This window comes from Mesorhizobium sp. M1329 (genome assembly GCF_040318035.1).
In the GTDB taxonomy this organism is placed as follows: Bacteria; Pseudomonadota; Alphaproteobacteria; order Rhizobiales; family Rhizobiaceae; genus Mesorhizobium.
The window spans coordinates 96,845-110,783 of sequence record NZ_JAMYLN010000021.1; the positions used below are offsets into that span (position 1 = coordinate 96,845).

Sequence of the window (13,939 nt, forward strand, 5' to 3'; positions counted from 1 at the left end):
CGATTGTTTACGCAAACCGCTGGTTTCCGCATTCGTTAAAGCGGCAAACACCATGTCGGACTAAGGATCGGCAACCACAAAGGCCGGTCCATGCTGCGCAAGCTTCTCATCCTTGGCGTGTTTGCCGGAACGTCGGCATCGCTGCCGATCGTGTATCAGTCCAATTCACAGGTAATCGAGCGGCTGTTGAAATCAGCCGTCGGAGCCAGGCCGGCCGACACACAAACCGACCTGAATCTCGCCGCCGTCCCGGACAGGCCGGCAACGCCGCAGCCGCTCGGCCGCAAGGTCGTCGTCACCGCGGACGCGCGCGGGCATTTCATGTCAGTCTTCAAGTTGAACGGCCGCCAGATCGACGGCATGATCGATACCGGCGCGACGCTCGTCGCCATCAACACCTCGACTGCGCGCCGGATCGGCATCTCGCTCAATTCGACGGACTTCAGCCATCAGGTCAATACCGCCAACGGTGCGATAAAGGCCGCCGTGGTGACGATTGACCGCCTGCAGATCGGCAAGATCAGCGTCGAGGGCGTCGAGGCCGTCGTGCTCGACGACAGGGCGCTGCACACCAACCTGATCGGCATGAGCTTTCTGCAGCGGCTTGAAAAATACCAGGTCGAAGACGGCACGTTGCTGCTGATTCAGTGATCACCCGCGCGGCAGGATCCGCCGGATGACGGTTTTCTCCGTGGCCGGTTTGGAAGTCCCGATCGTATAGGCCGAAAGCACGGCGGCCGCGGCCGCTTCGGCATCCCCGGCATTGCGGGCATGGACCAGCGCCAGCGCTTCGCCGGCCCGCACTTCGGCGCCGACCGGCAACAGTCTGGTGATGCCGACGGCGTGATCGATCCTGTCGTCGGGCCGCGTCCGCCCGCCGCCAAGCCCGACCACGGCAAGCCCGATCTCGCGGGTCGCGATGCCGGTGACAAAGCCGTTGGCGCTCGCCTTGACGGCGAATTCCGTTGCCGCCTTCGGCAGATATTTTTCGGGATTGTCGACAAAGTCGGCCGGACCGCCAAGTGCCGCCACCATGCGCCCGAAGATGGCAGCAGCGCGGCCGCCGGCCAGCGTCTCGGCGGCGCGGCGCAGGCCGTCCTGGTTGGACGATACCAGGCCTGCCGATTGCAGCATCTCGGCGGCCAGTGCCAGCGTCACGTCCTCCAGCCGCCGGTCGCGAAAGCGGCCGGTGAGAAAATCGACGGCGCTGCGCACCTCGACCGCATTGCCGGCGGCGGACGCCAGCGGCTCGTTCATGCCGGTGACCAACGCCGAGGCCTTCAGGCCGGCGCCATTGGCGACCTCGACCAGGCTATTGGCCAGGGTGGTTGCGTCACGCGATTTCTCCATGAAGGCGCCGTTGCCGACCTTGACGTCCAGCACCAGCGAATTGAGGCCGGCGGCCAGCTTCTTCGACAGGATCGAGGCGGTGATCAGCGGCACTGATTCCACCGTTCCCGTCACATCGCGGATGGCGTAGAGCCTGGCGTCGGCGGGTGCCAGATCGGCGGTCTGGCCGATGATGGCGCAGCCGGTTTCGAGCACGGTCTTGCGGAAGCGCGCAACATCCGGCTGGCTGATATAACCGGGGATCGCATCCATCTTGTCCAGCGTGCCGCCGGTATGGCCCAGACCCCTGCCGGAAATCATCGGCACATAGGCGCCGCAGGCAGCGACGATCGGCGCCAGCATCAAGGAGACATTGTCGCCGACGCCGCCGGTCGAATGCTTGTCGGTGACCGGGCCGGGCAGATCCGACCAGTCGAGCACATCGCCGGAATCGCGCATCGCCATTGTCAGCGCCACCGCCTCGTCGCGGCTCATGCCGTTGAAGAATACCGCCATGGCGAAGGCGCCGACCTGCGCGTCGGTAACGGTGCCGGCGGTCAGGCCCTCGATGAAGAACGCTGTCTCCTCAGCCGAGAGCTTCTGGCCGTCGCGCTTGCGGCGGATGATTTCCTGGGGAAGCATCAGGCGTCGACCCTGTGCTCCGGAAGCCTGTCCTGAAAAACACGCTGCAGGATGGTCGCCAGCCGCGCGCCGCCGACCGGCGCCATGTCCTTGGTCTCCTGATGCGACAGCTCGGCTCCGGTCATGCCAGCGGCAAGGTTGGTGACGACAGAACAGGCGGCGACGCGCAGGCCGAGGAAGCGGGCGAGAATGACCTCCGGCACCGTCGACATGCCGACCGCGTTGGCGCCCATGACGCGCGCCATGCGGATCTCGGCCGGCGTCTCGAAGCATGGGCCGGAGAACCACATATAGACGCCCTTGTGCAGCGTGGTGCCGGTGGCCTTCGCCGCCTGCTCGATGGCGGAGCGGAGACCGGCGTCATAGGCTTCGGTCAGGCCGACAAAACGGCGGTCGCTCGGCTCGCCGATCAGCGGGTTGGAGCCCGAGAAATTGATGTGGTCGGTGATCAGCATCACCGAGCCCGGGCCCATCTCGGGATCGACCGAACCGGCGGCGTTGGTGAGGATCAGCCTGGAGATGCCCAGGCCGGCGAGCACTTCGAGTGCCGGCCGCATCGCCGCTGCGTTGCCGTGCTCATAGTAGTGTGCGCGGCCGGACAGCATCAGCACCGGCGTGCCGGCAAAAAGCCCCGCCACCACCTCGCCGGCATGGCCGCTGACGCCGCTTCGGGGAAACCCCGGCAAGTCGGCATAGGAGATGCGCACCGCATCCTGGACCTTGTCGACAAGCCCGCCAAGCCCTGACCCCAGCACCAAGGCGGTGGTCGGCGCCAGCCCGTCCAGCCTTTCGACGAGGTGATCGAGCGCTTCCTTCATTTCAGTACATCGCCTTTAAACCCGTATGGCAACAATTCGCCCATGGTCACGGTCTCGACCACGCCGCTATCATCGCAGAGATAGAACTTCGTTTCCGGCCGGCAGAATTCCGCCAGCCGCTGGCGGCAGCCGCCGCAGGGCGAGCACTTTGCCACGCGTTCGGCGATCACGGCGATTTCCGTGATTTTGCCGCCGCGGCCCATGATGTAGTTGGCAAGTGCGGTTGTTTCGGCGCACCAGCCCTCCGGATAGGACGCGATCTCGACATTGGCGCCGGCAAAGACGCGGCCGTCCTCGGTGCGCAACGCCGCGCCGACCGGAAATTTCGAATAGGGCGCATAGGCCTTGGCCATGGCGGCTTTCGCCGCTTCGAACAAATCATGAGCCATGATAGATCAGCGTTCCTTGACATAAGGCACGCCGCCGGCGCGCGGCGGGATTGCCTTGCCGATGAAGCCTGCAAGCAGGATGACGGTCAGCACATAGGGCAGCGCCTGCATGAATTGCACCGGCACCTTGCCGATCAGCGGCAGCGGCGTGCCTTGCAGGCGGATCGACGCCGCGTCGAGGAAGCCGAACAGCAGGCAGGCGAACATGGCATTGACCGGCTTCCATTTGGCGAAGATCAGCGCGGCCAGCGCGATGTAGCCCTTGCCGGCGGTCATGTCCTTCACGAAGCCGCCATTCTGCACCATCGACAGATAGGCGCCGGCAATGCCGGTGAGCACGCCGGTGCAGATCAGCGCCCGGTAGCGTAGCCAGGCGACCGATATGCCGGCGGTATCGACCGCGGCCGGGTTCTCGCCGACGGCGCGCAGGCGCAAGCCGAAGCGGGTGCGAAACAGCACCCACCAGGTGAACGGCACGGCCAGGAAGGCGAGATAGACCAGCACGGAGTGGCCGGAGATGAGTTCCGAATAGATTGGCCCGAGGATCGGCACGCTCCTGAGTGCATCCGCGCCAGGCCAGATGATTGCTTCGAAGCGCTCGCCGGCGGCCAGCGCCGGCGTGCGCCCGCCTTGCTGGAACCAGGCCTGGCCGAGCATGATCGTCGATCCGGCGGCAATGAAATTGATCGCGACACCAGAGACGATCTGGTTGCCGCGATGGGTGATCGAGGCAAAGCCGTGGATCAGCGCGAAAGCAACCGAGATGAGGATGGCCATGCCGAGCCCGAGATAGGCCGAGTGGAGGACCGAGGCGGCGGCCGCACCGGCGAAGGCGCCGACAAGCATCTTGCCCTCGAGCCCGATGTCGAAGACGCCGGCGCGCTCCGAATAGAGGCCGGCGAGGCAGGCGAGCAGCAAGGGGACCGACAGGCGGATGGTCGAGTCCAGGACCTGCACGATGGCGTTGAAGAAATCCATCTCAGGCGCCCTTCCCCTTGACCGCTTCCATGCCGACCGATCTCGGGCTGAGCGAGGCGAACAGCGCCTGGACATAGGGCCGGAACATATGCTCGAGCGCACCGGCGAACAGGATGACCAGGCCCTGGATGATGACGATCATGTCGCGGCTGATCGCCGGCATCTCGAAGGCGAGCTCGGCGCCGCCCTGGTAGAGCATGCCGAACAGGATCGCCGCCAGCACGATGCCGACCGGGTGCAGGCGTCCCATCAGTGCCACCGCAATGCCGACGAAACCGGCGCCCGAAACGAATTCGAGCGCGACATTGTGCTGGTCGCCCATCGTCGGGTTGAGCGCCATCATGCCGGCCAGCGCGCCCGAGATCATCATCGCGATGATGATGATGCGGATCTCCGAAATGCCGGCATAGCGCGCCGCTTTCGGGCTGTGGCCATAGGTGCGCATCTCGTAGCCGAGCTTGGTACGCCAGATCAGGGCCCACACCAAAAAGGCCATTGCCAGTGCCAGCAGCGAGCTGACGTTGAACGGCGCCGAACGGATCTTGGCGCCGAACAATTCGATGACCCAGTTGAGCTTCGGCAATTGTGCGCCTTCGAGGAAGGTACGCGTCTGCGGCGCCATCGAGCCGGGCGGCTTCAGCATGCCCACCAGCGCATAGACCATGACACTAGCGGCGATGAAATTGAACATGATGGTGGTGATGACGATGTGCGAGCCGCGCTTGGCCTGCAGATAGGCCGGGATCAGCGCCCACAGCGCGCCCATCGCCGCGGCGGCGACAATGGCAATCGGGAAGGTCAGCCACCAGGGCAGCACGCTGTCGAAGGTCAGGCAAACGATGCCGATGCCGAGACCGGCGATATAGCCCTGGCCCTCGCCGCCGATGTTGAACAGGCCGCAATGCGCCGCAACCGCCACCGAAAGCCCGCTGAAGATGAAGGTGGTGGCATAGAAAAGCGTGAACGCGATGCCTTGGCCGCGACCGAAGGCCCCCTCGACCAGGACGACGGCCGCGCGCAGTGGGTTCTCGCCAACCAATATGACGACGAAACCGGCAACGACGAAGGCGACGAACAGATTGATCAGCGGGATCAGCACGTAATCGGCCCAGGCCGGCAGCTTGGCATAGGGAGTGCTCACTCGGCGGCCTCCCGGTGCTCGACGCCGGCCATCAGCAGACCGAGCTCGCCCTCGGTCGCGTCGGGACCGCGTTCGCCGACGATGCGGCCGGCAAACATCACCAGGATGCGGTCGGACAGCGAGCGGATCTCGTCGAGCTCGACCGAAACCACCAGCACCGCCTTGCCCTGGTCGCGCATGGCGATGAGGCGCTTGTGGATGAATTCGATGGCGCCGACATCGACGCCGCGCGTCGGCTGACCGACGATCAACACGCCGGGATCCTGTTCCATTTCCCGCGCCAGCACGATCTTCTGCTGGTTGCCGCCGGAGAAATTGGCGGTCTTGAGGCGGCAGTCCGCCGGGCGGATGTCGTATTTGACGATCTTGTCCCTGGCATCGTTACGGATGGCGTCGATGTCGAGGAACGGCCCCTTCAGATAGCGCTCGTCGTCCTGGTAGCCGAGAATCGAATTCTCGTTCTCCTCGAAGGCCAGCACCAGGCCGACATGATGGCGGTCCTCCGGCACATGGGCAAGGCCGCGCTCGCGCAACTCACCGGGATCGGCGGCGCCGGTCAGGTCGATCGGCTTTCCGTCGAGCATAACGGAGCCCGAAACGGCGTGCCTGATGCCGGAAATCGCCTCGAGCAGTTCGGACTGCCCGTTGCCGGCGACGCCGGCAATGCCGACGATCTCGCCGGCATGGACGTCGAAGGAGACGTCGTCGACCATGGTGACGCCGCGGGAATCCTTCACCGTCAGGTTCTTGACCGCGAGCTTGACGCCGCCGGCCTTCGCCTCGCCCTTCTCGACGCGCAGCAGCACGCGCCGGCCGACCATCAGCTCGGCCAGCTCCTCGACCGTGGTCTTCCTGGTTTCGCGCGTCGCCACCATCGTGCCCTGGCGCATCACCGAGACCGTGTCGGTGATCGCCATGATCTCGCGCAGCTTATGGGTGATCAGCACGATCGTCTTGCCCTGCTCCTTCAACTGCCTGAGGATGCGGAACAGATGGTCGGCCTCGGCCGGCGTCAGCACGCCTGTCGGCTCGTCGAGAATCAGGATCTCGGCGCCGCGATAGAGCGCTTTGAGGATTTCGACGCGTTGCTGCAGGCCGACCGGCAACTCCTCGATGATCGCGTCCGGATCGACTTCGAGCCCGTATTCGCGCTCGAGCCGCTCCAGCTCGGAACGCGCCTTGGCGATGCTCTTCTTCAGCAGCGCATCGCTTTCGGCGCCGAGAATGACGTTTTCCAGCACCGAGAAATTGTCGACCAGCATGAAGTGCTGATGCACCATGCCGATGCCGAGCGCGATCGCATCGTTCGGCGTCTTGATCGATGCCGGCTGGCCGCCGACACGGATTTCGCCGGAATCGGCCTGGTAGAAACCATAGAGGATCGACATCAGCGTCGACTTGCCAGCGCCGTTTTCGCCGACGATGCCATGGATGGTGCCGCGCATAATCTCCAGATTGATGTCGCGGTTGGCGCGCACGGCGCCAAAGCTCTTGTCGATGCCGATCAGCTCGATTGCGGCTTGCGCCATGCAGCCTGTTCCCACTGTTATTTTTTTACCGCTTGGTCAAACGCCTAGCATGACGCCCAGTCTGTGCCAATTGGGTCCGTACCGATTGGCCGGAGCAGGGTTCACTCTCGACAAATCCCGCCATGCTTGTCAATTTCCAACGTGGCCGCAGCCTGCACAATCGCCTGATCGAGGATTTCAAATGACCATGCCCGAGGATCGGCTGACGACGCTGGAAATCCGCGCCGCCGAGCAGGAGAAGACGATCGAGGAACTGTCCGGCCAGATCGCCGAGCAGTGGAAGGTGATCGAGCGCATGCAGCGCAAGCTCGACGCGCTGGCCGAGCGCTTCCTGGCGCTGGAGGAACAGGCCGCACCCGACGTGCCGGTGACCAAGCCGCCGCACTGGTGAGCGGCTGACAATGCAAAACCGCCGGGCTTTCACCCGGCGGCTCGTCAGTCTGCAATGTCGATCAATCAATACGGGCAGGCATTGTCCGACATGTAGTCGTGCACCTTGATGGTGCCGGCAATGATGTCGGCCTTGGCTTTTTCGACCGCCGCTTTCATCGCATCGTCGACAAGCGCCTTGTTGTTGTCGTCCATGGCGTAGTCGACGCCGCCTTCCTTGAGGCCGAGATCGTTGACGCCTGCCGTGAACTTGCCGTTCTTGGCATCCATGAAGGTGTTGTAGACGGCAACGTCGACGCGCTTGACCATGGAGGTCAGCACCTTGCCGGGCTGCAGGCCGTTCTGGTTGGAATCGACGCCGATGCCGAGCTTGCCGGCGTCGGCCGCTGCCTGCAGCACACCGACACCGGTGCCGCCTGCCGCTGCGTAGACCACGTCGGCGCCCTGGTCGATCTGCGTCTTGGCGATCTCGCCGCCCTTGGCCGGATCGTTCCAGGCTGCCGGCGTATCGCCGGTCATGTTCTGGATGACGTCGGTGGCGCCGGCCGCCTTGGCGCCGCCGACATAGCCGCAGCCAAACCTGCGGATCAGCGGAATGTCCATGCCGCCGACGAAGCCGACCTTCTTGGTCTTGGAAGCCATCGCCGCCATCACGCCGACGAGGTACGAGCCTTCCTGCTCCTTATAGACCAGGGAGCGGACATTGGGCTTGTCGACGACCATGTCGATGATGGCGAATTTGGTATCGGGGAACTCGGTGGCGATCTTGTCGAGCGCGTCAGCCCAGGAGAAGCCCGCCATGACGATCGGGTTGCGGCCGTCCTCGGCGAAGCGGCGCAGCGCCTGCTCGCGCTGGGTGGCGTTGCTGACCTCGAATTCCACATAGGGGATGCCGGTCTCGGTCTTGAACTTTTCAGCGCCGTGGAAGGACGCCTCGTTGAACGACTTGTCGAACTTGCCGCCGAGATCGTAGAGGATCGCGGGTTGAATATCCGCGGCGAAGGCCGGAAGAACCATTGCAGCTGCGGCCATGAGGCCAAGTACGATACGTTTCATGTGATCCACACCCCTGTCGGTTATTTGTCCATTATGCACCGCATGCCGGCCCGGTTCTCCGGCAGGCATGCGGCGTCAGGCAGGAGTGTCTTCCTCCCGCTTCGGGTCAATCTGGCACGGCCCGAAACAAAATTCACGTGGAATTTTGACCCTTTGGAAAAGCATGGCGCCGCATCGCGGCGCCACAGCATATTCATTGCGTCAGGGCGTAAGATCAGGCGGAGGCGGCGGCCGGAATGGCGCAGGAGACGCCGGTTCCCTGCAGGCCGCAATAGCCGTAGGGGTTCTTCGCCAGATATTGCTGGTGGTCTTCCTCGGCGAAGTAGAATTCCGGCGCCGGCGCGATCTCGGTGGTGATCTTGCCGCGGCCGGCGCCGCGCAGCGAAGCCTCGTAGGCATCGCGCGAGGCGATCGCAGCCTGGTACTGCGCGTCGCTGAACGTATAGATCGCCGAGCGGTAGGTGGTGCCGACATCATTGCCCTGGCGCATGCCTTGCGTCGGGTCGTGACTTTCCCAGAACAGCTTCAAAAGCTCGGCATAGGACACGATCTTCGGATCGTAGACGACGAGCACGACTTCGGCATGGCCGGTGAGCCCGGTGCAGGTTTCCTGATAGGTCGGATTGGGCGTCACGCCGCCCGCATAGCCGGCCGCCGTGACCCAGACGCCCTCGACCTGCCAGAACAGGCGCTCGGCGCCCCAGAAGCAACCCAGCCCGAACATCGCCGTTTCCATCCCTTCGGGATAAGGACCCTTGAGCGGCCTGTTCGAGACAAAGTGCTTCGACGCCGTCGGGATCGGCCGGTCGCGGCCCGGCAACGCCTCGGAGGGCTTCGGCAGGTTGAGCTTCTTGTTCAGCATGTCGCTGAGAAACATGTGCGGGTTCCTTTTCTTCTTGGTTGAGCTTTTCCCGCGACGCAGGGGCCGGGAAAGCTGGAAATTTCAGGTTGCGGCGAACCGCCCGCTGGGGCGCTGCCGCCTGTAGCCGATGGCATAAAGAATAAACGCCAGCACCGCGAACACGGCGAAGCCGGGCTGGCTGAGCACCCAGGCGATGGCACCGTCCCACAGCAACGGATTGACCTTGTCGCGGACGAAGCTTTCGAAGGCGCTGCGCGTATCCGGCGAGACCGCGAGCCAGCTGGTATTGAGCGGGGTCATCACCAGCGCCGAAGCCGCCACCGAGCGGGTCGCGTCGAGCACGGCCATGATGACCGAAACCGAAAGCGAGACCATTGCAGCGAGACGAAAGACGAAGCGGAACATCCGGACCCTTCCTCCCCAGGAGTTTATCAGAATGTCGTATCGGACTGTTAGATAGGATCTACTTGCTTGGCCTGCAATCGCGACACGCGAAGTTGAACCCGCGACCGCCGGTTCGCCGGAACCGGTGGCCCGCCGGACGGCAAGCACACCTCCACCAATCGTTTCGATGCGCTCCCAATGGGTGCTCCGATAACATGGACTGAGCATCCCTATCCGGCAAAGCGAATAGACTGCCGTTATGTCTTGGCATTCGGCACCGGATCGACTAGATGAGCCCCGCGCCTGTTGCTTTAACGGCTCAGGTGCGGGAAAGGGTATCCGCTGGTTGACGGCGCCCACGGCCGGAATCCGGTCCGGACTCCCAAGGGAGATGCATCTCCCCAACCCGCGCGGCGAAACCGGCCGCAGCGAAAATGCTAAAGACGGAGAGGTGGCCGAGTGGTTGAAGGCGCACGCCTGGAAAGTGTGTTTACGGGAGACCGTAACGCGGGTTCGAATCCCGCTCTCTCCGCCATCTCCTAAATGGCCACATAAGTGGCTGATATTGTATGACTTATTTTTAAGCCCCTGCTTTGCGGTGCCCCAAACCGGTGCCCCAATATTCACTTACACATGTCGGTGATTTGGCAATGTCCTCCTTCTGAAACTAGTCTCGATTATCCGTCGCGGTCTGCTATGACCTCTAAGGTGCCGAGGGAAACGCATGATCGAAAAGCAAGATCGTCAGAAGCAGCTCGCCGTTCGGATTGCGGAAAACGCGACGCCAAGCGAGAATCAGGCCCTACAGACCCTTGTGCTAAAGCTGTTGGATCTTCGCCAAGCAGACTTGTCTATCTACCAGAAAGCGGGGGCCGCCATCTCAGCCGCAATCAAGAGCAAGGCGATCTGGCCGGTCTTAAAGATAGTCGCCTTCGAGACCAAGAAGCATGGATGGGATAAGCGCACGGCCGCGCAACGATTGGGGCTCAGTGCTGCCGCTGTCGGAGTGGCGATGTTTGGCGGAGCAAATGCAGGAATTGCGGCCCTCGGCGGCGCGGTTGGGGTTCCACTTTGGGTGGTTCTGGGCGGCGGCGCGATGTTTGCCCGATACCTTTTTGAGGAACTTCAACGATCGCAAAAAGTCGAAAGTGGTGTGACATATTCGGTGTTGGATGCCGAACGCGTCGAGCCCCCGAAGGAATAATCCCCACGAACGCCTACGGTGCCGCCCTTCGTTCCGCACCACTTCTCAAACTCTCGTAAAGCTGTCCCGGTCCCAGCAGCACATCCTTTAGCCCTTCCTGGACGTCCTTCGAGTCCAGTGCCTGCCGGCTCATGGTGGTGTGCGCTTCGAGCGCGTCGATGACCGCATCGAGGATGGCCTTGGACAACGCCGGAGAGTTGGCGAATTGCTCCTTGCTGTTGTTCACCGCCTGTTGTGCCAGCGTCTCGCTTTCCAGCAATTTCCCCTTGATGACGTTGTTCACGTAAATCAGCCGGTCGTCGTCGGTGGTGTCTCCCTGAAACAGGTCGTTCACCTTGGCGATGATCTCGGCCAGCAACGCCCGTTCCTTCTCGGTGATGGAGCCTGATCCCGGCGCGATGTACGGCTCAAGCGGTTCGCTGAATCCGCCTAGAACGAGCGGCGTCTTACCCTTGCTGGAAAGCTTGTGATGCGTCAGCAGGATGTTGGAGACGTCGACGCCTTCGCGCTGCCGGCCGAACTCTAGGAGCGGAATCAGGCGGCGGAAGAAGATGCTTCGCGCTTCGATGGCAGTGTTGCCGTAGTCGAATATCTGGGAGAGGAACGTATAGAGGCGGATGAAGGCCCCCATATCGTTCCTGAAAAGCAGCAGAGCGCTCATCTCGTCCTGGGAATCCTTGGCGGCCTTGTCGTCATCCCGCGCCGTTGCCGCTTTCAAGCGTTCCTGCGCTCCCCGGTAAGACCGCAACAGCCGATCCGCCACGGGCATGATCGCCGCCACCAGGTCGCCCTGCTTCGAGCTTGGCTCCAACTCGACCTTGACGACGCGGTCGACCTCAAAATCGTCGTAGTAGCCGAGCGCATCAAGCTTGGCCCTGAGATCATAGACGAGATTGGGGTCGGTCACGTTCTCCAGCGTTGCCGTCTGGTAGTAGGTCTGGAACGCCTTCAGGATGTCATCGCTGCTGTTGACGAAGTCGAGGACGAAGGTTGTGTCCTTGCCCGGATGCGCCCGATTGAGCCTGGAGAGCGTCTGAACCGCCTGGATGCCAGCGAGCCGGCGGTCCACATACATGCCGCAGAGCAGTGGTTGATCGAACCCAGTTTGGAATTTGTTGGCGACCAGCAGGATGTGATAGTCGCGCAGTTTGAAGGCTTCCCTAATGTCGCGCCCGTTGAGCCCCGGGTTCAATTCCTTGCTGGTTTCGCTGAACGGGTCAGGTCCGCTCTCCCGATCGTTCACCTCGCCAGAGAAGGCAACGAGCGCCCCAAACTTGTAGCCTTTCTCGCGAAGGTATTTCTGGATGGCGATCTGCCAGCGCACGGCCTCCAGGCGGCTGCCGACGACTACCATTGCCTTGGCCTTGCCATCCAGCAGCGGCTGTACCAGCGAGCGGTAGTGCTCGACGACGATCTGCACCTTCTGGCTGATGTTGTACGGGTGAAGTCGCACCCAGCGCATCAGCGTCTTGACCCCTTCGGAGCGCTCCACCTCCCTGTCGTCCATCTCCTCGCCGTCACTGGCTAGCTTGAAAGCCAGACTGTAGGGCGTGTAGTTGTGGAGCACGTCGAGAATGAAGCCCTCTTCTATCGCTTGCCGCATGGAATAGACGTGGAAGGCCACTGGGAGGTTCTTGTCGCTGGCCGGCTGCGAAGGGTCGGGACGGCGTCCGAACAGCTCCAGCGTCTTCGCCTTGGGCGTGGCTGTGAAGGCGACATAGGTGATGCCGGTGTCGGCCGCGCGGGCTGCCATCTGCGCCGCCAGAATGTCCTCGCTGCTGATCTCCCCACCATCTCCGAGGCTTGCCAATTCTTCGGCCGAGAGGACTGCCTTCAGTTTCGCCGCCGCCTCGCCCGTCTGGCTGGAATGTGCCTCGTCGGCGATGACCGCGAACCGTTTGCCCTTGGCTGCAGCAAGCTCACGCACAGTTTCCAGCGCGAAGGGAAAGGTCTGGATGGTGCAGACGACGATCTTCTTGCCACCCGCTAGCGCCTCCGCCAGTTGGCCGCTCTTGGCACCACTGTCGTTCCTGATGACAGCGACGACACCGGTCGTCCGCTCGAAGCTGAAGATGGCCTCCTGGAGCTGCGTGTCGATCACGTTGCGGTCGGACACCACGAGCACGGTGTCGAACATCTTGCGGTGCTGCCCGTCATGCAAGTCCGCAAGGAAATGCGCCGACCAGGCGATCGAGTTGGTCTTGCCCGATCCCGCCGAGTGCTGGATGAGATATTTGCCGCCAGCGCCATCTGCCAGCACGGCCGCTTGAAGCTTTCGCGTCGCGTCAAGCTGATGGTAGCGCGGGAAGATGACGCCCTTGATCTTCTTCTTGGCGTCCCGTTCGACGACTATGTACCGGCCGAGGATTTCAAGCCAGGAGTCGCGCTGCCAGATGTCCTCCCAGAGATAGGCTGTGGGGTGGCCGAGCGGGTTCGGCGGATTGCCCTTGCCGCCGTCGCGCCCCCGATTGAACGGCAGGAAGCGGGTCGCCGAGCCTTCCAGCCTTGTCGCCGTCATCACTTCGGCATTGCTGACCGCGAAGTGTACCAGTGCGCCGCCGATGAAGGCCAGCAGAGGCTCCGGGCGCTGGCCCCTGGGGTTGGGGTGCCGGTCGAACCTGTATTGATCCACCGCGTCCCGGATGCATTGAGTGAAATCGGTCTTCAACTCGACCGTCGCCATCGGCAACCCGTTGAGGAACAGCACCAGGTCGATGCAATTCTCGTTGGACTCGGAGTAGCGCACCTGACGTATGACGCGCAGCCGGTTGGCCTGGTAGCGGGCGAGAATGTCGGGGTTCATCGCCAGTGCCGGTTTGAACTGGGCGAGGCTGAGCGGCGCACGAAGGCCGATCAGTTCGACGCCCTGGCGTAACACCCCCAGCGTCCCGCGCTCATCGAGCTGTTTGCGGATTCGGTCGAGCAACATCCCCTCGGCCGCCACGCCATGATTCTTGCTAAGGATCGCCCAGGCATCCGGCTGGCTCGCCTGCACCCAAGCAATCACGTCGCTAGGAAACATCGCGTGAGGCCGATCATACGCAGCGGCATCGCCTTCGACATAGAGCCAACTATTGCCGGCGAGATAGTCGCAGACTTCGGCTTCGAAGCTGATCTCTTTGTGGAGGCTCAAGTGAACCGCCCCGGGTTGATCGGAGGCTCCAACTCCTGAGAAGGTGGAGCCATGACAAGCAAGACGACCAACAAGTTCTCTCCC

At 62.9% G+C, this 13,939-nt stretch carries 13 protein-coding genes and 1 tRNA gene; 4 read left to right on the forward strand and 10 right to left on the reverse strand.

The window, feature by feature from the left end:
- Positions 1 to 90 precede the first annotated feature (90 nt).
- Positions 91 to 651 (forward strand): TIGR02281 family clan AA aspartic protease, encoded by a 561-nt coding sequence (locus NKH21_RS21015; protein WP_352867246.1) that lies wholly within the window; start codon positions 91 to 93, stop codon positions 649 to 651.
- On the opposite strand, the gene deoA is transcribed toward NKH21_RS21015, so the two are convergent.
- The 6 genes from deoA to NKH21_RS21045 are packed head-to-tail and all read right to left on the reverse strand — an operon-like array spanning position 652 to position 6,826.
- Entirely contained in the window at positions 652 to 1,971 is a 1,320-nt protein-coding gene (gene deoA / locus NKH21_RS21020) for a thymidine phosphorylase (RefSeq protein ID WP_352867248.1), read from the reverse strand.
- Positions 1,971 to 2,789 (reverse strand): purine-nucleoside phosphorylase, encoded by an 819-nt coding sequence (locus NKH21_RS21025; protein WP_352867251.1) that lies wholly within the window; start codon positions 2,787 to 2,789, stop codon positions 1,971 to 1,973. Before NKH21_RS21025 ends, deoA begins: the two co-directional genes overlap by 1 nt.
- Positions 2,786 to 3,178, reverse strand: coding sequence for a cytidine deaminase (cdd, locus tag NKH21_RS21030; protein ID WP_352867253.1), 393 nt, complete (start codon positions 3,176 to 3,178; stop codon positions 2,786 to 2,788). Before cdd ends, NKH21_RS21025 begins: the two co-directional genes overlap by 4 nt.
- 6 nt (positions 3,179 to 3,184) lie before the next feature.
- A complete protein-coding gene (locus NKH21_RS21035) occupies positions 3,185 to 4,156 on the reverse strand; it encodes an ABC transporter permease (protein ID WP_352867256.1) in 972 nt (323 codons plus the stop codon).
- A gap of 1 nt (position 4,157) precedes the next feature.
- Positions 4,158 to 5,297 carry an ABC transporter permease gene (locus tag NKH21_RS21040; protein WP_352867259.1) on the reverse strand — a complete coding sequence of 380 codons (1,140 nt, stop codon included), beginning with the start codon at positions 5,295 to 5,297 and terminating at the stop codon, positions 4,158 to 4,160.
- Positions 5,294 to 6,826 carry an ABC transporter ATP-binding protein gene (locus NKH21_RS21045; RefSeq protein ID WP_352867262.1) on the reverse strand — a complete coding sequence of 511 codons (1,533 nt, stop codon included), beginning with the start codon at positions 6,824 to 6,826 and terminating at the stop codon, positions 5,294 to 5,296. Before NKH21_RS21045 ends, NKH21_RS21040 begins: the two co-directional genes overlap by 4 nt.
- A 181-nt stretch (positions 6,827 to 7,007) precedes the next feature.
- On the opposite strand from NKH21_RS21045, the gene NKH21_RS21050 reads away from it, so the two are divergent.
- Positions 7,008 to 7,217: a SlyX family protein gene (locus NKH21_RS21050; RefSeq protein ID WP_031211352.1), complete on the forward strand. Its 210-nt coding sequence runs from the start codon at positions 7,008 to 7,010 to the stop codon at positions 7,215 to 7,217.
- 65 nt (positions 7,218 to 7,282) lie between these two features.
- On the opposite strand, the gene NKH21_RS21055 is transcribed toward NKH21_RS21050, so the two are convergent.
- The 3 genes from NKH21_RS21055 to NKH21_RS21065 form a co-directional block, all read right to left on the reverse strand.
- Entirely contained in the window at positions 7,283 to 8,272 is a 990-nt protein-coding gene (locus NKH21_RS21055) for a BMP family lipoprotein (protein ID WP_352488676.1), read from the reverse strand.
- A gap of 214 nt (positions 8,273 to 8,486) precedes the next feature.
- Positions 8,487 to 9,149: a peptide-methionine (S)-S-oxide reductase MsrA gene (gene msrA / locus NKH21_RS21060; protein WP_352665597.1), complete on the reverse strand. Its 663-nt coding sequence runs from the start codon at positions 9,147 to 9,149 to the stop codon at positions 8,487 to 8,489.
- A gap of 66 nt (positions 9,150 to 9,215) precedes the next feature.
- Positions 9,216 to 9,539 carry a hypothetical protein gene (locus NKH21_RS21065; protein WP_352665598.1) on the reverse strand — a complete coding sequence of 108 codons (324 nt, stop codon included), beginning with the start codon at positions 9,537 to 9,539 and terminating at the stop codon, positions 9,216 to 9,218.
- 424 nt (positions 9,540 to 9,963) lie between these two features.
- Here NKH21_RS21065 and NKH21_RS21070 point away from each other — a divergent pair.
- Both NKH21_RS21070 and NKH21_RS21075 read left to right on the forward strand, forming a co-directional pair.
- A tRNA-Ser gene (locus NKH21_RS21070) sits at positions 9,964 to 10,053 on the forward strand.
- A gap of 189 nt (positions 10,054 to 10,242) precedes the next feature.
- Positions 10,243 to 10,722 carry a hypothetical protein gene (locus NKH21_RS21075; protein ID WP_352867266.1) on the forward strand — a complete coding sequence of 160 codons (480 nt, stop codon included), beginning with the start codon at positions 10,243 to 10,245 and terminating at the stop codon, positions 10,720 to 10,722.
- Positions 10,723 to 10,735: 13 nt separating this feature from the next.
- On the opposite strand, the gene NKH21_RS21080 is transcribed toward NKH21_RS21075, so the two are convergent.
- Positions 10,736 to 13,855 carry a type I restriction endonuclease subunit R gene (locus tag NKH21_RS21080; protein WP_352867269.1) on the reverse strand — a complete coding sequence of 1,040 codons (3,120 nt, stop codon included), beginning with the start codon at positions 13,853 to 13,855 and terminating at the stop codon, positions 10,736 to 10,738.
- Positions 13,856 to 13,939: the final 84 nt, after the last annotated feature.

Bases quoted from the DNA above. Each gene is read 5' to 3' on its own strand.
- NKH21_RS21015 (WP_352867246.1), top strand. From the start codon at position 91: ATGCTGCGCAAGCTTCTCATCCTTGGCGTGTTTGCCGGAACGTCGGCA.
- deoA (WP_352867248.1), bottom strand. From the start codon at position 1,971: ATGCTTCCCCAGGAAATCATCCGCCGCAAGCGCGACGGCCAGAAGCTC.
- NKH21_RS21025 (WP_352867251.1), bottom strand. From the start codon at position 2,789: ATGAAGGAAGCGCTCGATCACCTCGTCGAAAGGCTGGACGGGCTGGCG.
- cdd (WP_352867253.1), bottom strand. From the start codon at position 3,178: ATGGCTCATGATTTGTTCGAAGCGGCGAAAGCCGCCATGGCCAAGGCC.
- NKH21_RS21035 (WP_352867256.1), bottom strand. From the start codon at position 4,156: ATGGATTTCTTCAACGCCATCGTGCAGGTCCTGGACTCGACCATCCGC.
- NKH21_RS21045 (WP_352867262.1), bottom strand. From the start codon at position 6,826: ATGGCGCAAGCCGCAATCGAGCTGATCGGCATCGACAAGAGCTTTGGC.
- NKH21_RS21050 (WP_031211352.1), top strand. From the start codon at position 7,008: ATGACCATGCCCGAGGATCGGCTGACGACGCTGGAAATCCGCGCCGCC.
- NKH21_RS21055 (WP_352488676.1), bottom strand. From the start codon at position 8,272: ATGAAACGTATCGTACTTGGCCTCATGGCCGCAGCTGCAATGGTTCTT.
- msrA (WP_352665597.1), bottom strand. From the start codon at position 9,149: ATGTTTCTCAGCGACATGCTGAACAAGAAGCTCAACCTGCCGAAGCCC.
- NKH21_RS21065 (WP_352665598.1), bottom strand. From the start codon at position 9,539: ATGTTCCGCTTCGTCTTTCGTCTCGCTGCAATGGTCTCGCTTTCGGTT.
- NKH21_RS21075 (WP_352867266.1), top strand. From the start codon at position 10,243: ATGATCGAAAAGCAAGATCGTCAGAAGCAGCTCGCCGTTCGGATTGCG.